General features: G+C 29.8%; 15 protein-coding genes. 11 read left to right on the forward strand and 4 right to left on the reverse strand.

Features of this window, described 5'->3' with window-relative positions:
• Window positions 1-85: 85 nt before the first annotated feature.
• From BTO16_RS06850 to BTO16_RS06860, 3 genes are all read right to left on the reverse strand, one after another.
• Window positions 86-1,378, reverse strand: a complete 1,293-nt coding sequence (locus tag BTO16_RS06850; protein WP_105020878.1) for a dipeptidase — start codon at window positions 1,376-1,378, stop codon at window positions 86-88.
• An 849-nt stretch (window positions 1,379-2,227) separates the two neighbouring features.
• Entirely contained in the window at window positions 2,228-3,598 is a 1,371-nt protein-coding gene (locus BTO16_RS06855; RefSeq protein WP_105020879.1) for a pyridoxal-phosphate dependent enzyme, read from the reverse strand.
• Window positions 3,599-3,935: 337 nt separating this feature from the next.
• A complete protein-coding gene (locus BTO16_RS06860; RefSeq protein WP_105021538.1) occupies window positions 3,936-5,171 on the reverse strand; it encodes an ABC transporter permease in 1,236 nt (411 codons plus the stop codon).
• Window positions 5,172-5,226: 55 nt separating this feature from the next.
• Here BTO16_RS06860 and BTO16_RS06865 point away from each other — a divergent pair, with 55 nt between their 5' ends.
• Window positions 5,227-6,432, forward strand: coding sequence for an exo-beta-N-acetylmuramidase NamZ family protein (locus BTO16_RS06865; protein ID WP_245892011.1), 1,206 nt, complete (start codon window positions 5,227-5,229; stop codon window positions 6,430-6,432).
• A gap of 159 nt (window positions 6,433-6,591) precedes the next feature.
• Here the strand turns inward: BTO16_RS06865 and BTO16_RS06870 are convergent, their stop codons facing one another.
• Window positions 6,592-7,116 (reverse strand): YkgJ family cysteine cluster protein, encoded by a 525-nt coding sequence (locus BTO16_RS06870; RefSeq protein WP_105020881.1) that lies wholly within the window; start codon window positions 7,114-7,116, stop codon window positions 6,592-6,594.
• A gap of 87 nt (window positions 7,117-7,203) precedes the next feature.
• Here BTO16_RS06870 and argS point away from each other — a divergent pair, with 87 nt between their 5' ends.
• The 10 genes from argS to BTO16_RS06915 all read left to right on the forward strand — a co-directional run bounded on the left by argS (window position 7,204) and on the right by BTO16_RS06915 (window position 20,325).
• On the forward strand, window positions 7,204-8,979 hold the full coding sequence (gene argS, locus BTO16_RS06875) for an arginine--tRNA ligase (RefSeq protein ID WP_105020882.1): 1,776 nt from the start codon (window positions 7,204-7,206) through the stop codon (window positions 8,977-8,979).
• 285 nt (window positions 8,980-9,264) lie between these two features.
• Window positions 9,265-10,653 (forward strand): dihydrolipoyl dehydrogenase, encoded by a 1,389-nt coding sequence (lpdA, locus tag BTO16_RS06880; RefSeq protein ID WP_105020883.1) that lies wholly within the window; start codon window positions 9,265-9,267, stop codon window positions 10,651-10,653.
• A 202-nt stretch (window positions 10,654-10,855) separates the two neighbouring features.
• Entirely contained in the window at window positions 10,856-11,899 is a 1,044-nt protein-coding gene (locus BTO16_RS06885) for a HEAT repeat domain-containing protein (protein ID WP_105020884.1), read from the forward strand.
• A complete protein-coding gene (locus tag BTO16_RS17805) occupies window positions 11,900-12,283 on the forward strand; it encodes a glycosyltransferase (protein WP_245892013.1) in 384 nt (127 codons plus the stop codon).
• 165 nt (window positions 12,284-12,448) lie between these two features.
• Window positions 12,449-13,480 (forward strand): glycosyltransferase family 2 protein, encoded by a 1,032-nt coding sequence (locus BTO16_RS17810; protein WP_245892014.1) that lies wholly within the window; start codon window positions 12,449-12,451, stop codon window positions 13,478-13,480.
• A gap of 15 nt (window positions 13,481-13,495) precedes the next feature.
• A complete protein-coding gene (locus BTO16_RS06895) occupies window positions 13,496-16,501 on the forward strand; it encodes a tetratricopeptide repeat protein (protein ID WP_146105354.1) in 3,006 nt (1,001 codons plus the stop codon).
• A gap of 458 nt (window positions 16,502-16,959) precedes the next feature.
• The gene (locus BTO16_RS06900; protein ID WP_407675516.1) at window positions 16,960-18,705 is read left to right on the forward strand and encodes a DUF4838 domain-containing protein; all 1,746 of its coding nucleotides are present in this window, start codon (window positions 16,960-16,962) and stop codon (window positions 18,703-18,705) included.
• A 17-nt stretch (window positions 18,706-18,722) separates the two neighbouring features.
• Complete coding sequence (locus BTO16_RS06905; protein WP_105020887.1) at window positions 18,723-19,247, forward strand: DUF1573 domain-containing protein; 525 nt, start codon at window positions 18,723-18,725, stop codon at window positions 19,245-19,247.
• A gap of 36 nt (window positions 19,248-19,283) precedes the next feature.
• A complete protein-coding gene (locus BTO16_RS06910; protein WP_105020888.1) occupies window positions 19,284-19,658 on the forward strand; it encodes a LysM peptidoglycan-binding domain-containing protein in 375 nt (124 codons plus the stop codon).
• A gap of 64 nt (window positions 19,659-19,722) precedes the next feature.
• Window positions 19,723-20,325, forward strand: a complete 603-nt coding sequence (locus tag BTO16_RS06915) for a hypothetical protein (RefSeq protein ID WP_105020889.1) — start codon at window positions 19,723-19,725, stop codon at window positions 20,323-20,325.
• Window position 20,326: the final 1 nt, after the last annotated feature.

The following is a 20,326-nucleotide window of genomic DNA, read 5'->3' on the forward strand; positions in this document are numbered from 1 at the left end:
ACATTTTATAAAAGAATGAAACTACTAAAAAGTTTAATTACATAATTTAGGTTTAACAATTTTTAAAACTTCATTAAAAATTAATTTACTTTCCTTCTAGTTGAATTTCTTTGGCAATTTCTTGCACTTCGTCTAAAACTCTTAATAAGTTACCGCTCCAAAGTTGTTCTATTTGATCTTCTATATATCCTCTTTTTACCAACTCAATCGTAACATTTAAAGTTTCGGAAGCATCATTCCAACCATCAAGACCTCCTCCACCATCAAAGTCTGAACTAATTCCAACATGCTCTATACCAATTTTATCTACTAAATAATCTATGTGATCTACAAAATCAGCCACATTTACATCAGGTGGAAGGTTTTTAATTGTTTTAGCTTTTACTTTTACAATATCTTTCATGATAAAATAATTTTCAAGATAAATATCCCGTTCTTCACCTACAGGCAATTTCATAAACTCTTTTAACGACATCCATTTTGCACCTAAAGAATCCATAACTTTCATTTCAACTTCTTTTAAAGCATCTTCTCTTAAAGCTGCCTTTTCTATGTTTATGTAAGAACTAAAAGCAACCGTTTGCACAACGCCACCATTTTCTTTTAGCCAGCCTAATTGTTCATCATCTAAATTTCTACTATGATTGCACAAAGCTCTTGCAGATGAATGTGATGCTATAATTGGTGCTCTGGTAATGGCAATCATGTCTTTCATAGATTTTTTAGACGGATGAGAAACGTCAATCATCATTCCCCATTTATTCATTTCTTTTATCACTTCTTTTCCTAAATCACTTACACCGTTGTGAAGCCAAATAGCATCTTCTTCGCCAGTATTAGAATCACAAAACTGACTATGCCCATTATGTGAAAGACTCATATATCTTGCTCCTAAATCATAAAATTGTTTTACTCTAGAAATATCTGTTCCTATCGGATATGCATTTTCTACGCCAATCATTGCTACCTTTTTGCCAGAAGCATAGATATCTCTTGCCTGTTCCGAAGTTACTGCCAAACCGATTCTTTCTGGCGCAATATCTTTTGTAAGTTTATGAATTGCATCAAACTTGCTCATAGCATTTTGGTATGCTTTATCATATCCTTCTTCGGTTAATTCTCCTTGCCCAGTATACACAATAAAGAATGCAACATCTAAACCTCCTTCTTCCATATTTGGCAAGTTTACTTGGTTTTGAAGCTTTTGACTATAATTAATTGAGTCTGTAAAATTAGAAACATCAATATCTACATGCGTATCTAAAGTCATAACTCGTTCATGAATAGTTTTTGCTGTTGCTAATAAATCTTCTGCTGCATTTTCTTTTTTGCATGATAGTATTACAACAAAAAATGAAAGTAATTTTAGGTATTTCATAAACTAAATTTAATTTTATAAGCTAAATATACTCTTATTTAGCTTTTTAGCAATAAAAAAAACCGTCCAAAAAATTAATTTCAGACGGTTTGTAACTAGTTTTTATAAATCCCCCAACTTATAAAATTTGTTTGTATAATTAAATACGATGTAAATATAAAATGATTTCTAAAATTTGGCGCTAAATTTCGTTGACTTTAGAGTGTACTTAGTTAAAAGGTATTAATTATTAGTTTAAATGATTAATGGCAAAAGAATACTTGTATAATTAAACGCTAATCAAACAATGCTAACTTTCTAAATCAACTAAAAATAACATCTTTATAGTTTCGAAAACGATTTAGAAAAATAATTAGATTTTTATTTAAAAAGAGAATCGTCTAAAAAATTAATTTTTAGACGATTTCAAAATTACAATTTATAAATCCCCCAACTTATAAAATTTGCTTGTATTATTAAATACAATGTAAATATACAATTATTTCGAATTGTCTTCTATAAATTTCGTCGAATTAAACAAATTATACGCCAAAAAGTATTTTTTATTAGATTTAGATAATAAAATATAAACGCTCTTATTATTTGTGTGTTCAATTACACTCTAAAAACTACTATTTATAGATTAATAAAAAAAATTGTTTTTTTTAAATAAAGAGAAAACCGTCTAAAAAATTAATTTTAAGACGGTTTCGAACTTACAATTTATAAATCCCCCAACTTATAAAATTTGCTTGTATCTTTTTAAATACAAGGTAAATATAGCCAAATTTACAACCTGTGTAAATACATTTCGTTAACCTGAATAAATCTAACCACGAATGGCATTAAATATTCGTTTAGATTACAAAACTAAATAGCACTAATAATATCGTATTTAGTTATTATTTGATGATTGCCGTTTCCTAAATCGACCAAAACAGCTTGATTTTCTTTCGTTATCAATTTAGAAATCACTTCTAATTTTGCAGTTTTTTTAACAATAGGATATGGTTTTCCCATAATTCCTTTTAAAGACTTTTTAGCAATATTTTTATCAGCAATAAAGTGATGCAATAAAACAGCTTCATCTATAGAACCCACAAAACCATGCGCATCTTTTACTGGTATTTGCGATATTTTAAAAGTTTTCATTCGCTCAATTGCATGTGAAACCAATTCTTCTGTTTGCGCAGTAATCATTGGTGTGTTTTCATGACTTTTAATTAAATCGGCAGCCGTTTTAATTTCCTCTTCAATAAAACCTCTGTCTTTCATCCAATCATTGTTAAACATTTTACCAACATATCTACTTCCATGATCATGAAATAAAACCACCACCACATCGTCTTTTGTAAAATGTTCTTTTAATTGTAGCAACCCTTTTATAGCTGCACCGGCAGAGTTTCCTAAAAACATACCTTCTTCTTTTGCCAAACGTTGCGTGTAAATTGCGGCATCTTTATCGGTTACTTTTGTAAAACCGTCAATAACACTAAAATTTACATTTAGCGGTAAAATATCTTCTCCAATTCCTTCTGTTATATAAGGATAAATTTCATTTTCATCAAAAATGCCCGTTTCATGGTATTTTTTAAAAACAGAACCATAGGTATCAATTCCCCAAATTTTTACAGTAGTTCCTGCTTCTTTGGCTTTCATTTTTAGATAACTTCCAACGCCAGAAATTGTTCCACCTGTACCTACTCCAACTACAAAATGCGTAACTTTACCTTCGGTTTGATCCCAAATTTCTGGACCTGTGCTTAAAAAATGCGCTTTACAATTACTAGGGTTGTCATATTGATTAACGTACCAAGAATTCGGAGTTTCTTCGCCCAATCTTTTAGAAACCGAGTAGTAAGAACGTGGATCGTTTGGCTCTACGTTTGTAGGGCAAACCACTACTTCTGCACCAACGGCTCTTAAAATATCTATCTTTTCTTTAGACTGTTTGTCGGCCATTACAAAAATACATTTGTAGCCTTTTACAATTGCCGCTAAAGCTAAACCCATTCCTGTATTTCCAGAAGTTCCTTCAATAATTGTTCCTCCTGGTTTTAAGCGTCCGTCTGCTTCTGCATCATGAATCATTTGCAATGCCATTCTATCTTTTACCGAGTTTCCTGGGTTAAAAGTTTCGTATTTAGAAAGCACCAAACAAGGCAATTCTTTTGTTAAAACATTTAATTTTACTAAAGGTGTGTTCCCAATAGTTTCTAATATATTTTCTGCGTACTTCATTTCTATAATTTCTGCTGCGAAGATAAATCATTTTTTGGGCGTTACCTAAAGGTCGCGCTTTCATTACTCGCTTACCACAAAAAAGCGGCAGAGCTCAAACATGCCATTCAATCGCTAACGCAAATTAGTTAAAAATCAACAACTTAGTTAAATTTCATTAAAAATCTGCGTTAGCGATTGTAGTGACATCCTTTTTATATAAAACAAATTTAAAATTAATTTAAAAATTATTCTTTAATAAAGGTTTAATAATGTCCGCTAAAGGTAGCTTCATAAAAAGATATAACGAAAAGCGCGCCGTTTACGGAACGCCCAAATTTAAAAAAGTTAAAAAAAACTAAGCAAACTTTATAGACTTAGAAGGCTGTATTTTTGTGATAATATAAGACGGAATTATCAACATTAAAAAGCATAAAAGTAGCGTGCCAATATTTAACAATAAAATAGCCGAAAAAGAAATATAAACCGGCATTGTTGTTACATAATAGGTCTCTGGATTTAAAGTAATCACCTTAAAATAATGCTGAATAAAAAGAATTGATAAACCAATGACATTTCCCCAAAAAAGGCCTTTTAGAATTAAGTAAGAAGCGTTGTATAAAAATATTTTACGAATGCTTGTATTGTTGCTTCCTAAAGCCTTTAAAATACCAATCATTTGTACGCGTTCTAAAATTAAAACTAGCAAGGCAGTTATCATATTAATACCTGCAATTAAAATCATAATGGCAATTATAAACCAAACATTATTATCAAAAAGCTCAATCCATTCAAACACATTTGGGTAGGCGTTAATAATACTTTTACTTGTTAAAGTAGATGGTATTTCGTTATAAATCTCTTCACTTTTTTTATCAACTTCGTCAAAATCATCAATCAATACCTCAAAACCACCAACTTCATTGGCGGTCCATTTATTTAATTTCTGTACCTCTCTAATATCGCCAATCATCATGTTTTTATCAAACTGCAAAAAGCCGGTACTATAAATTCCGCAAACAATATATTTTTTATTAGATGGTAATTTGCTGTTTGCTGTTTTTATAAAAGTTGCTAAAATAGTATCGTTTAATTTTAAGCGTAAACGATTTACAACTGTTTGAGAAAGCAATACTCCTTTTGTTCTATCTTGATTAAAATTAGGCATTTTACCAGCTACTAAATATTCTTTAAAAAACGACCAATCATAATCTGTAGAAACTCCTTTAAAAATAATCCCTTCAAAATCGGTATCTGTTCTTAAAATTCCGGCTTTATTTGCAAAAACTTGCACATTTTTTATACCATCAATCGTTAAAAATTTAGGATAGAATTCTTGATTTTTGGAAATTGGAGTTGTAGAAACATCAGAATTGTTAGCATCATAATTAACAATTTGAATATGGCCTTTAAAACCTGCCATTTTATCGCGAATTTTATATTGCAATCCTGCGCCAGTTGCAACAGCAATTAACATAATAATAATTCCTAATGCAATTGCAGTGATTGCAATTTTTATTATTGGCGAAGAAATACTATTTTTATACTTTTTGCCCGCAATAATACGTTTAGCTATAAATAACTCGTAATTCAAATTGATGATAAATTTTAAACCCTTCAAAAGTACATATTTATGCTGGTTTTTAGCAATGAATTTTATCCTAATTTCTTGCGCTGTAAAAACGAATGTAAAAGAGACCACCTTCGAAATACCAAGTATATACATCGAAAAATTAACATTAAAAACAGGCGCTGAAAGAACTAATTTATATCTAAAATTACTAAAAGGTAAAAATGTGGCTATTGTTGGCAATCAAACATCCATAATAGAAACTAATAATAAGCAGCAAGATCAAATACATTTAGTAGATAGTTTGTTGTCTTTAGGAATACACATAGAAAAAGTTTTTGCGCCAGAACATGGTTTTCGTGGAAAATCTGACGCAGGCGAAACTGTAATAGACGGAATTGACACAAAAACAGGTTTACCTGTTATTTCTTTATACGGAGAAAATAAAAAACCATCTGCAGATCAATTAAAAAATATTGACGTTGTTATTTTCGATATTCAAGATGTTGGTGCACGCTTTTACACATATCTTTCTTCTCTACATTACGTAATGGAGGCTTGCGCAGAACTTGAAATTCCGGTTATACTTTTAGACAGACCAAACCCAAACGGGCATTATATTGATGGTCCTGTTTTAGAATTAGAACACACCAGTTTTGTTGGTTTACACAAAGTACCTGTAGTTTACGGAATGACAATTGGCGAATATGGACAGATGATTAATGGTGAAAAATGGTTAAATAATAGAATTCAATGCGATTTAACCGTGATTCCTTTGCAGGGTTATACTCATGAAACGGAATATAGTTTACCTGTAAAATCATCGCCAAATTTACCAAATGATAAAAGTATTAACCTCTATCCTAGCATCTGTTTTTTTGAAGGAACAAACGTATCTGTAGGTCGCGGAACCGAAATGCAGTTTCAAGTTATAGGCAGCCCTGAACTGAATATAAAACAGTTTAACTTTAAATTTGTGCCTAAACCAAATGAAGGATCTAAATACCCTAAACATAATGGAGAAATTTGTTACGGATACGATTTAAGAAAAGAAAAGAAATTAGATAGAATTGAGCTAAAATGGCTTATTGATTTTTACGAAAATCATAAGAAATACAATAAAGAAAAGAAGTTTTTTACTATTTTCTTTACCAAATTGGCAGGAACCGAAAAACTACAAAAACAAATTGAACAAGGTTTATTAGAACAAGAAATTAGAAAAAGTTGGCAAAACGATTTAGAAGAATTTAAAATAATTAGAAGCAAGTATTTAATTTATGAATAATTGCCATTTTTATTAAACAAGTGGTAGCTGCTAATCTTTGGTTATAAATAACTTTAGTTTGCAATTAAACAAATTTTGCTAAAATAAACTTAAATCAACTATTCTGAACAATTTAAAATACCGAACAAATAGTGCTAACAAACAATAGAAGTTTAACTATTAACTTCTAACTTTTTTCTCGTTATATTCATAAGGCAAGCGTTTTTTAAGCGCTTCTACAATATTATATGCTGCAGGGCAAACCTCGGTATTTGCAATTGTTAAATCTGTAATTTGTATAAACTTACGTCTGTTTGTATGTGGATATTCTGAACACGCTTTTGGACGAACATCATAAATAAGACATTTATTATCAGATTCATCAAAAAAGGAACAAGGCGCTGTTTTCAACACCATAAAGTCATCTTGATCTCTTTCTAAATACTTCTCTTTAAAATCTACAACTTTCATTCTAAAGTGTTTAGAAATACGCTCTGTATCTTTCTCTGTAAAAATAGGACTTGTAGTTCTACAACAGTTACCACAATCTAAACAATCTGTTTTTGCAAACTCTTCGTCATGTAACTCTTGCATTACATAATCTAAATTTTTAGGAGTTCTCTTTTTTAAATTTGCAAAATACTTTTTACTTTCTTTTTTAGCTTGTTCAGCTAATTTTGGTAGTTGTTCTAGACTTGTTTCCATGATGCAAAAATACAAATATTCTTGACCATAAATGGGGCAAAAAACAAATAAAATTATGTATTTTTGCAACCTAATTTTCTCGAGTAAATGAATATTCAAAACACTATAGAAACCAAAGTAAAAGAAGGGTTTTTAGCTTTATATACTAAAGAAATTCCGTCAGTAGAATTTCAAGCAACAAGAAAAGATTTTGAAGGAGATATTACAGTTGTAGTTTTCCCGATGTTGCGTTACCAAAAAGGAAACCCAGTTAAAATTGGAGAAGATTTAGGAAACTATTTAGTTAAAAACGTTGCAGAAATCACAAATTACAACGTTGTAAAAGGCTTTTTAAATTTAGTGATTGACGACACTTTTTATACCAATTTTTTCAATTCAATTTATTCAGATTCTAGTTTTGGTTTTGTTTCGCCTAGGGCGGATGAAAAAGCAATGATGGTAGAATATTCTTCACCAAACACAAATAAACCTTTGCATTTAGGGCACGTTCGTAATAATTTATTAGGTTTTTCTGTTGCAGAAATTATTAAAGCATCTGGTAAAAAGGTATATAAAACTCAAATTATAAACGATCGTGGAATTCATATCTGTAAATCGATGTTGGCTTGGCAAAAATACGGAAAAGGAGAAACTCCGGAATCTACGGGCTTAAAAGGCGATAAATTGGTTGGTAATTATTACGTAAAATTCGACCAAGAATATAAGAAAGAAATTGCGCAATTAACATCCGAAGGAAAAACCGAAGAAGAAGCAAAAAAGGAAGCACCTCTTTTAGTAGCAGCGCAACAAATGCTCTTAAAATGGGAAGCTGGAGATAAACAAGTTGTTGCTCTTTGGAAAGAAATGAACTCTTGGGTTTATAAAGGTTTTGAAGTTACTTACAAAAATATGGGTGTAGATTTTGACACTTTATATTATGAAAGTGATACTTATTTATTAGGAAAAGATGTAGTAGCACAAGGAATAGAAAAAGGTGTTTTCTACAAAAAAGAAGACGGTTCTGTTTGGTGCGATTTAACAGATGATGGTTTAGATGAAAAGATTGTACTGCGTTCAGACGGAACTGCCGTTTACATGACACAAGATATTGGTACAGCAATTCAGCGTGTAAAGGATTATGCAGATGTTGGAGGAATGGTCTATACCGTTGGTAATGAGCAAGATTACCATTTTCAAGTATTGTTTTTAATCTTAAAAAAATTAGGGTTTGATTGGGCAAAACAATTACATCATTTAAGCTACGGAATGGTAGATTTACCTTCAGGTAAAATGAAATCTAGAGAAGGAACTGTGGTAGATGCTGATGATTTAATGGTTGAAATGACCGAAACTGCAAAAGAAATTTCTGAAGAATTAGGAAAATTAGATGGTTATTCCGAAGAAGAAAAACAAGATTTATACAAAACAATTGGCTTAGGTGCATTAAAATATTTTATACTAAAAGTAGATCCAAAGAAAAGAATTTTATTCGACCCAAAATCATCTGTTGATTTTCAAGGGAATACAGGTCCTTTTATTCAGTATACGTATGCAAGAATTCAATCTATTTTAAGAAAAGCAGCGTTTGACTATTCAAAATCGGCTACAATAGAGTTACATGAAAAAGAAAAAGAATTATTAAAGCAGTTGGCTTTATTTCCAGAAACGATTCAGCAAGCTGCTGCAAATTACTCGCCAGCAATTATTGCGAATTACACCTATGATTTAGTAAAAGAATTTAACTCTTTTTATCAAAATGTCTCCATTTTAGGCGAAGAAGATCTAGATAAAAAAGTATTTAGAGTGCAATTGGCTCATAAAGTTGCTGAGACTATAAAATCAGCGTTTTTATTATTAGGAATACAAGTTCCTGAAAGAATGTAAAAAATTTATGCCATTTACAAAAAACACTTGTAGTTAAAGCAAAAAGGATTAGATTAGCTTATAAAATTGAAAATGTTCTACTATTTTTATTTTTTCAATATTTCTGAATAAAATAAGTTTTAATTGAAAAACGTTAGAACAAAAAGCTTAGAAAAACGCAAAAAAAATAAACTTTATTTTTACTATAAATAAAGTTAGAATTAATAGATTTGCGATTAGGGCATTAAAAATGAAAAAATTATAGAGTTTACTATTATTTAAAACTTTAAACATAAAAAATTAAAAATGAAATACGACATCATCATTATTGGAAGTGGACCTGGAGGATATGTAACCGGAATTAGAGCATCTCAACTAGGCTTTAAAGTTGCTATTGTAGAGAAAGAATCTTTAGGCGGAATATGCTTAAATTGGGGTTGTATTCCAACAAAAGCTTTGTTGAAATCTGCGCAAGTATATGATTATTTAAAGCATGTTGATGAATATGGTTTAAAAGCAGAAGCTATTGATAAAGACTTTGAAGCTGTAATTAAACGCAGTAGAGGCGTTGCAGACGGAATGAGTAAAGGTGTTGCATTCTTGATGAAGAAAAACAAAATCGATATTATTGATGGTTTTGGAAAAATTAAAACTGGTAAAAGAGTAGATGTTACTGCCGAAAACGGAACTGTAACAGAGTATAGCGCTGACAATATTATTATTGCAACAGGTTCTCGTTCTAGAGAATTACCAAACCTACCACAAGATGGTGTTAAAGTAATTGAATATAGAAAGGCAATGACGTTGCCAAAGCAACCGAAATCTATGATTGTTGTAGGTTCTGGAGCCATTGGTGTTGAATTTGCACATTTTTATAACACGATGGGTACAGACGTTACTATTGTAGAGTTTATGCCTAATTTAGTGCCTGTAGAAGATATCGATATTTCAAAACAATTTGAGCGCTCTATTAAGAAAGCAGGTATAAAAGTAATGACAAGTTCAGAAGTTTTATCTGTTGATACTTCTGGCGAAGGTGTTATTGCCACTGTAAAAACAAAAAAAGGCGAAGAAAAATTAGAAGCAGATATTTTATTATCAGCAGTTGGCATCAAGTCTAACATTGAAAACATTGGCTTAGAAGATGTTGGGATTATTGTTGATAGAGACAAAATTTTAGTAAATGATTTTTATCAAACAAATATTCCTGGTTATTATGCTATCGGAGATGTAGTTCCTGGACAGGCTTTAGCGCATGTTGCTTCTGCTGAAGGAATTACTTGTGTAGAAAAATTAGCAGGTTTACATACAGAACCTATAGATTACGGAAACGTCCCTGGTTGTACTTATGCTACTCCAGAAATTGCCTCTGTTGGTATGACGGAAGCAAAAGCTTTAGAAGCTGGTTATGAACTAAAAGTAGGTAAATTTCCTTTTTCGGCGTCTGGTAAAGCAAAAGCAGCAGGTACTCCTGATGGTTTTGTAAAAGTAATTTTTGATGCAAAATACGGCGAATGGCTAGGTTGCCATATGATTGGTGCTGGTGTAACAGACATGATTGCAGAAGCTGTTTTAGGTCGTAAATTAGAAACAACTGGGCATGAAGTTCTAAAAACAATTCATCCACACCCAACAATGAGCGAAGCTGTAATGGAAGCTGTTGCTGATGCTTACGGAGAAGTCATTCACCTATAAATATTGATTATTCATCTATTAAATAATTTTTTATGTAATTTTTTGTTACTTTTGTGTCACAGTATACGTTAAACAATCCCTCGCTTAAACGATTTAATACATATAATAAACTATATAAATGAGTTTCGTTGAGTGGTTCCTTACCTTTATCTATAAGATAAAAACTTTTCCTCTAATAATACAGATAACTGTTGTATTAACATTGTTTTTTATAATAGCAACTTTAGCTCTTGTAATTACAATTTATACAATACGAAAAAGACACAATAAACTCCAGAAAAAGCTTAAAAATAGTGTTCCGGATATAAAAAAATTGTTCGAAGACATTCTATTTACAGAAAAAAAGTTTTCTGAACAAGAAATCTTTGATAGTTTTGAGGATATCGTTGGCTCTGTTAATAGAGAATCTTTAGATATTGGGGTGGACATTTTAGTAGATTTTAAAAATGATGATAAAGAATCCGAAAAATATACCCTAATCATAACTGCACTAGGAATTGTAAATCACCTTGAAGATAAGTTCGATTCTCGATCAAATAGTCAAAAAATGGATGCCTTTCAAGAAGCATTTGTTTTAAACCTAAATAAATTCGATTCTAAAGTACTACAATATGCTTACAGTAAGAATAAAAGGATTAGAAGTGAAGCAAGAAACTCTTACCTAGCATTAAGTTCCAATGACCCATATCGTTTTTTTGATGATTTCGAAGGAAGTTTAACTAAGTGGGATGAAATTGAATTAATGCAATATCTTAAACAACAAAATATACGAGGTAATTTAGAAGGTTTAGGAAAATGGATTAATTATTCTGAAAACGATTCTTTGGTTATCTTTCTTATAAAAATGGTTGGTTTTTTTAAACAAAAAGGAATTGATGATATTTTACTAGAAAAATTAGATGATAGTAATGCTAAAATTAGAGCAGAAGCTATTTTAACCTTGGGCGAATTAGACATAAAAGAAACCGAAGAAACATTAATTGAAAGATATTATACAGAGCCAGAAGTTTGTCAAGTAGCGATTGTAAGAACAATTAGAAAATTTAATACTGGTAAATCTTTAAATTTTTTACAAGAAGTTTTTGGAGAAACAAATAACACCGATACAAAAAAAATTATTGCAGAAGCGATCTTAAACTATAGTTACGAGGGTAAAATCGCCTTTCAAAACTTAAAGAATACTTTAAAAGGTTTTGATCTATTAATTTTAAAACATATTGAAACACCCTTAATAAAATACAAATAAATGTTTGAAATTTTTGTAAAAGTTTATGAATACTTTATCTTCTTCTACGCAACTTCATTAATTTTAAGTTACTTAGTTTTAGCTATATTTTCTTTTATAGCAATCAATAAATATAAAAGCTACAATACGGATATTGATGATGAAGAGCTATTAAACTCTAACTTGGCTCCAGGTATTTCTGTAATTGCGCCTGCTTTTAACGAAGAAAAAACAATTATTATTAATGTAAAATCTTTATTGACACTAAACTACCCTCTTTTTGAGGTAATTATTGTAAATGATGGTAGTAAGGATTCTACATTAGACCTTTTAATAGAAGAGTTCGATTTAGTAGAAGCACCTTTTGCTTATGTAGAAAAAATTAAATCTAAACCCTACAAATGAACTTTTAAATCAGAAAACCCAAAGTACGAAATCTTAACAGTTATTGATAAAGAAAATGGTGGAACAAAAGCTGATGCATTTAATGCAGGCCTAAATGCTTCTGTTTTCCCATATTACCTAAACACAGATGTAGATTGTATTTTAGCAAGAAATACACTTACTAAAATGATTAAACCTATCTTAAGTTCAAAAGTAAGAGTTATAGCAGTTGGCGCAACATTAAGAATGTCTAATAACTGTGAAATTGAAGAAGGTGTAATTACAAGAGTAAGGCCACCAAAAGCACTAATACCTCGTTTTCAAGAATTAGAATATATTAGATCTTACCTTTTAGGAAAGATGGGATGGGAATTTATTAACGCTGTGCCAAATGTATCTGGTGGTTTAGGTATGTTTGACAAAGAAATCGCAATTAAAGCTGGTGGTTATGGAGCAGATTCTCATGCTGAAGACATGGACATGCTTACACGAATGGCCGCCCATATGATGAATAACAGGCTAGAGTATAAAATTGGATACATACCTCTTTCTTGTTGCTGGACAGAAGGACCACCCAACATACAAATTTTAGGAAGACAACGCACAAGATGGGCCAGTGGATTGTTTCAAATGTTTAGTGACCACAGAAAAATTTTATTTAATCCAAGTTATAAAAGACTAGGTTTAATTACGTTTCCATATATTTTCATTTTTGAATTTTTAGCACCAATTATTGAAGCTTTTGGTATACTTTTTGCAATATTTTTATTGTTTTATGGTTATGTAAACTGGAATTTTGCTCCTTTAATTTTATTGTATTCATATACATTCGCTATCATGATTTCATCAATAGTAATTATTTGGGATCAAATGACATTTAAGTATTACAATACAACTAGAGAAGTATTAACGCTATTTTTAACTGCTTTTATTGAGCCAATTTTATATCACCCAATGATTATGTTCTTTTCTCTAAAAGGTTACTTCAGTTACATTACATCCAGAGAGCTTGCGTGGGGAACGATGACTAGACAAGGTTTTGATAGTGAGGAAGAAAGAAAGAAAAAAGAACAAGCAGATAAAGATGGTTCTAACACTAAAAATAACGACGATAATACTCCTAGCAGCAGAGATTCTAAGAAGAAAAAACCTAGCATTTTTGATAAGCTAAAGAGAAAGAAAAAACAAACAGGAGATCTTGATTCTCTTAAAACATAATATTTGCCAAAAAAAATGAAAATAAATAAATTTATATGCATTTTTATTGTGATCGTTTTCTCACAACTAAAAATTTATTCTCAAATATTTGACTCTTCCGATTTATACTTTGAAGAAGCAAAAAAAGATCTTGCCGAGCAAAACTTTACAAAAGCTGCAAAAATGAGCTGGAGAGGATTGCAATTATCTCCCACTGATTTAGATTTAAAAACTATTTTAGGAAAATCTAACTTAGAATTAGGTAGATATGACACAGCAAGATATGTACTTAAGCAAGTATATCTAAAAAACAGAAAAAACACAGATGTATTAAAATACCTAGTAACAATAGAACAAAATACAAAAAGATATTCTGATGCTATTTGTTTTGTTAACGAACTATTAGAAATTACTCCTTACAGCAAAGGTTGGCATTTGCGTAAAATTAGTATCTATAAAGAAATGGGTAATTTTGAAGAAGCAGAAAGAGGCTTAAAAAGAATTTATCAAATATATCCTGAAGATACTGAAATAAAGCAGGCATATAATTATATTATGATTGGCGATGGCGATAAGGCTATCAAAGAAAAAAAATATGATGATGCTAACGATATTTATAAAGTTGTAATTGATAATAATCCAGGAAATAAACAAGCATATTTAGGTATAATAAGAAATGAATTGTTAAAAGGAAATCCTGAATCTGCTTTACAATTTACAAATAGATCTTTATTAGAAATACCAGATGATAGAGAGTTGGTAGAGAAAAAGATTGGTTTGTTAGAACAGATGGGAAGACATGCCCAAGCTATTACTTACATAAACACCCTTGATAAAAATAAATTTAAAGATATTTACGCGACTACTTTACCCTATTTAATGCAGCAATCTGCTGGGTTTAATGAATATAATGACTCTTATGAAACGCATAAAAAATTAGCAGAATTAAACGGTAATTCAGAGTCTCAAGATTATGTTATTAAGAATGCCTTAGGAAAAGGATATGATGTTGATGCTGAATACTTTTTAAATAAAGCTATTAAAAAAAGTCCAAATAATAAAAAGTTATTAGTTCAGGAAATGGAACTTTTTAAACCTATAAAAGATAAAGAAAGGTATGAAGATAAGGTAATGATAAATCATGAGAAATTTCCTGATGATGCAGATATTACATACGCTTACAATAGAATAATGTTTGAAAAAGCAAAACAATATGTCATAAACCAACAGTTTGATATTGCATTACCAATTTTAACAGACTTAGTATCGTTCCCTGATTTTACTGTAGATGCTGAACAACAAATATTTGGAATTTTATTATATCTAGAAAAATATGATGAAGCAACAGATCAAATAGATAAGTTGATTGGTTTAGATCCAGAAAATCCTGATTATTTGTTAAGAAAATCTACGTTGTATCAAAAAATGGAATTATTCGACGATGCTCTAGAAATTACTAGAAGCTTAGAGCAAAAATATCCTCTAAATTTAAAGTATCCTATTGTGTATGTGCAGCAAGTTGAAGCGTATGCTACTTATTTAATGAAAGAACAAAGATACAGCCAAGTAATACCAGTTATTGAAGATGGTTTAACAAGAGAAAACAATAATAAACGCTTGCTAGACATGGCTATAAATGCCTCTTCTGCAATGAAAGATTATGAAAAAGGGATCTCTTTTAGCAAAAGTGCTTTGAGTTTTTACCCAGAAAATAAAAATTTTAAATTAAAATTAACTGACTTATACACAAAAAATAAAGACTACGGTAGCGCATTAGCTATTTTAGATACTTTAAAAAAGACCTATGTATATGATAGAAATATAAAAAATGCCGAAGCGGAAATCTTGTTTTTTAGAGCTAGAAATCAAGAGGAAGAAGGTCTACTAGACGAAGCTTTAGTTAATTACGATTCTGCTTTCTCCTTAAATCCTTCGGATGAAGGTTCATTAATGAGAATGGTTAATTTACATATTACTCAAAAACCTTACGATGAATCTTTAAAATTTATCAATAAAAAAATACAAAAAAATCCGACTGATAATTTTTTAAAATACAAAAAAGGAGTTGTGTTTGAGTTATTAAAACAATACGATTCTGCTTATTATTACCAAAAGTTTAGGAAAATAGACAATCCTTTTGAGCAAATGGAATTTAATCATACGTTAGAGGTAATTAGAGCTGGAGAATTAAAAAACTCTCTTGCTGTTACTTACTTAAAAGCAACTTCAGATTCTATTGCGTTTAACACTTCTTTAGCTAGTATAAACTATAGAAAGATTGATGATAAAAATACGTACGGTGCAGATGTAAATTATGCAGCAAGAAGTTCTGGCGTTGGTGTACAAGGTGGTATAAATTTGGCTAGAATTTTCACAGAAACATTATATGCTGATGCAGGAATTTTGTTAGGCTCTAGATTTTTTCCAAAGTTTAAACTGTATGGTAATGCCTATAAGGGTTTAAAAAATGGTTATGAAGCACAAGTTGGTGTTAGTTTTGACCGCCTACAAAACGATGAAAATTATTATACCCTAAAATTAGGTGCAGCAAGAACTTGGGAAGATATTTGGTTAAATGCCAGAGTATCTCTAATGAACACTAATATTGTTCTTTTTCAAAGAGATAATAATGGAGATGTAGTTACAGAAACAGTTAGAGACCCTATTACTAATGTTGCTACAGTGCGAAACGTTACCTATGCACAGAACACTTTTTTTGCCAATTTAATGGTTCAAGCTCGTATAAACGTAAACCCTAGAAAAGATTATTTTTCTGTAATCGCTTCTGGTGGTAGTGCTCCCTTTGATCAACAATTAGAATTTCAAGAAAACACATTCTTAAAATTTACTAATGTTATGGTTGGTGCTGGTTATAAGTATACAATGACGCCTAGAACGTCTATTTTAGTTGATGGTACCTGGATTAATTTTAAGAGTAATCAAAGTACTTTTTTTGATACAAATACTGGCACTACAAAAATTTTAGGTGTACTATTTACAAACCAATATAACTTAGCTATTTCAATAGTCACTAGGTTTTAATAAATCGATTAAAAATTTCCCCAAATGATGTTAAAAAAATATATGTATATCGTTATGATTTTTTTAAGCCTTACTTCTTGTGCCCAAAAAAAAGTAACGTTATATTCTAAGAGCAAAAAATATATCCTAAAATAAGTATTCCGCTTTCCGCAAATATTCTTGTTGAAAGGGCTGCAGATGAGTTTAATAATAATTTTAAAGCGATTACCGGTAAAGCGCTAACTATTGAAAGAAGTAATAGTCTTAATAACAATTACAATTATATTGTATTAAGAATCAATCCAACACAAAAAAATAATTACTGTATTTATAAAAATGACAAAAATATTACCATTCAGGCTACATCTGCTTTAAATTTATCATATGGCGTAAATGACTTTTTTAAAAAATATACTTCTTTAAAATTTAAAAATAAAAATACGGAACCAAACGAAGACCTTATTGTCAACGAAATCGAAATTCCTATTGAATTTAATTACTGCTCTTCACCAGATTTTGAATATAGAGAACCTTATTTCTCTACAAATTTTGACCCAAATTTTAGAGGTTGGAACAGAACAAATTACTTGGAATTAGAATGGGGAATTTGGGGACACAATTTGTCTAAAATACTTAAAGAATATAGTTTACCACAAACTGCTTATGCACAGGTTGGTAATCAACGAGTAGAAGATCAGTTTTGTTTCACCAGCGACACTTTATTTAAATACGTAAATGAAAGAATAGGAAGTATATACGCCACTGATAGCGCACTAAACAAGTATATGATTTTACCAAATGATAATGATATTGTTTGCACTTGTAATACTTGCAAAGCCGTTGGTAACACAACCACAGATGCAGCTCCTGCAGTATTTAATTTTTTAAATAGCTTGGCTAGAAATCATCAAGAATTATCATTTTTTACTACAGCTTATGTAACAGTTAGAGAAATACCAAAATTTAAAGCAGCTACTAATGTTGGTATCTTCTATAGCACTATTCATATTCAAAAAGGAATACCAATTGAAGAAACTAAAGATTTTAAAGATTTTGAATATGACATTAAAAAGTGGAGAAACTATGTAGACAACGTTTTCATTTGGGATTATACTGTAAACTTTGATAATTATTTTGATATATACCCTTCGATTAAAGTTACCCAAAAAAATCTAAAGCTTTACAAAAAACTAGGTGTAAATGGGGTTTTCTTGCATGGCAGCGAATATGACTACAGCACTTTTCAAGATTTGAAAACCACTTTATTTGCAAAACTTTTATGGGATACTACAATTAATGTTGATCAAGAAATAAATACTTATTTTCATGAAAACTTTCCTAAAAAATTGGCAGGAGCATTAACAAATTACTACACTTTTATTGATAATACTTTTTTTCTGAATAAAGAAGAATTAGGTATTTATAGCGGTATTAATAAATCTGTAAAAAAATATTTAGATCCTAAAGTGTTTTTTAGTTTTTATAATGAATTTGATACAAATACAGAAAAAAATAAATACGACAAAGATTTTTTAAAGATTGCTACTGCCCTAACCTTTCTAAAATTAGAAATAATGAGAGATAATGGTGTAGGAACGTATGGATTTGCAACTTTAGATAGTGAAAATCAAATTATTGTAAAAAATGAAACGATTCTTTTACTTGATCGTTTAACTGCATTTAGTAGAGCTTCAAATCTTAAAACTTATAACGAAGTTAATTATACAATTGAAGATTACATTAAAAGTTGGAGACAAAATATTTTTAGATATCACAAAAGAAAACATTTTTTTTATAAAAAACCATTTAAAGTTTTATCAAAATTAGATGAAGACTATAAAAATATAAAAACGTTAAATGATGCTGCATTTGGTTTAAAAGATTACAATACAAACTGGCTAATTTGTTCTGTAGATAATTTGGTTTTAAAAATTGATAAAGAAGAAATTAAACAATCAAAAAAAATAACATTATCTTTTTTACAAGACACAAAACATGCTATTTTTTATCCAAGTGTAATTGAAATATTAGACACTAATTATAAAATAATTAAAAGGCTAAAATTACCTTCTGAAGACGAAAATATTGGTACAAAAGAAGTATCAATTGATTTACCAACTAAGTTTGATGACGAACAATTACCAAATACTTTTATCGTTAATATAATAAGAAGTAACGTAGTTGGCAAAAACGCTTTAGCTTGTGATGAAATTATATTTAATTAAAAATTAAATTTATCCTAATGAAAAACATATACTTTATTCTACTAATCGCTTTAATTTCGTTTTCTTGTGAACTAAGAAAACCAAGTATTGATTCAGTTGAAAGAACTAAAATGGAAATTGAAAATCCAGAACGTCATTACTATCCAATACTACGTGGTTCAGAAATAACAGCAGCTTATAAGTTTTATAATAGAGGTAATGCTCCTCTAATTATTTATGATGTACAAGCTTCTTGTGGCTGTATCACAATAGATTTTCCAAGTAACTCGATTGGTAAAGATGATTTCGGTTTTATTACACTAGACTATGATAGTGCCAAAAACATTGGTTACGTAGAATTCTACATAACTATTTTAGCAAACACAGAAAATGATGTTTTTAACACTATAAAATTTGATTTAAATGTAGTTACTTCTGCACATTACACTCAAGATTATGAAGAAATTTATTTAGAAAGAAGAAAAGAGAAATTAGGTGGCGAAGTAGATGGCGATTTAACACAACAAGGTTATTATACCGATGATGTTAAAACTGTTAGATAAAATAAAAAGTATATAAAAATAAATAAAAAAAGAAAGATGAAAGCAAAATATCAAAGTGTTTTAGACTTAGGTCAAAAATTAAACATCCAAAATGGTGATGTAAAAGAAGAAAACGGAAAACTAATAGTAACAGGAACAGCAAAGACTCAATATGACAAAAATTTAATTTGGGATAAAATAAAAGAAGTTGGTGGCGAAAATCCCACAGATATTACTGCTGATATTAAAGTAGAAGACACTACAATCTTTGCAAATCATACGGTAAAGAGTGGAGAAACTTTAGGGGGTATAGCAAAACAATATTATGGAAATGCTGCAAAGTATACTGTAATTTTTAAAGCGAACACCAACATATTAAAAAATCCTGATGTAATTAAACCAGGTCAAGAATTGGTAATCCCAAATCTATAAAACACTAAAATAAAATCTTAAAAACCGAAACAATTTGTTTCGGTTTTTTTATTTTTGAACAATTATGATAACCAACAAAAAACAATTCCTAATCGAAATTTTAAAAGCACTAGCAAAATTAATCATTGCTGGTGTTTTTATTGGAATTTTAAAAAAGTACGATGCCATTATTGCTGTAATTTTACTTTTAAAAATTTTTTATAATAGCTACACAGAAATTATAAAACCAAAGAATACTAAAAATTGGTTACTTTTAATAGGAATGATTTTGACCGGTTTTGGCGGGATTGTTGGTGAAACTTGGGGCGTTAAAAATGGATACTGGGAATATCACGGAGTAACACGAGAATTACCTTTATGGCTTCCTTTTGCTTGGATGCTCGCCTTTCATTACTTGTACAAAATAGAACGAAATTTAATTCCGCTTTTAAAAAATCAATCCCAAAAGAACAAAATTGTTTTAGCTATTTTATTGTCGCTAATTCTACCAGCTTTTGGAGAAATAATTACAATTTATTTAGGAGTTTGGACGTATTATTGGCCGTATCAACTTTTAGGAGTTCCTTTGTATGCTTTTATTTGCTTGGTTTTTGTACATATGTTGGTGTATTTTATCTTACATCATATATGTAAAAAATATAAGATTAACGACATTGTTTTCAATTGAT

Source organism: Polaribacter glomeratus, assembly GCF_002954665.1.
Lineage (GTDB): Bacteria > Bacteroidota > Bacteroidia > Flavobacteriales > Flavobacteriaceae > Polaribacter > Polaribacter glomeratus.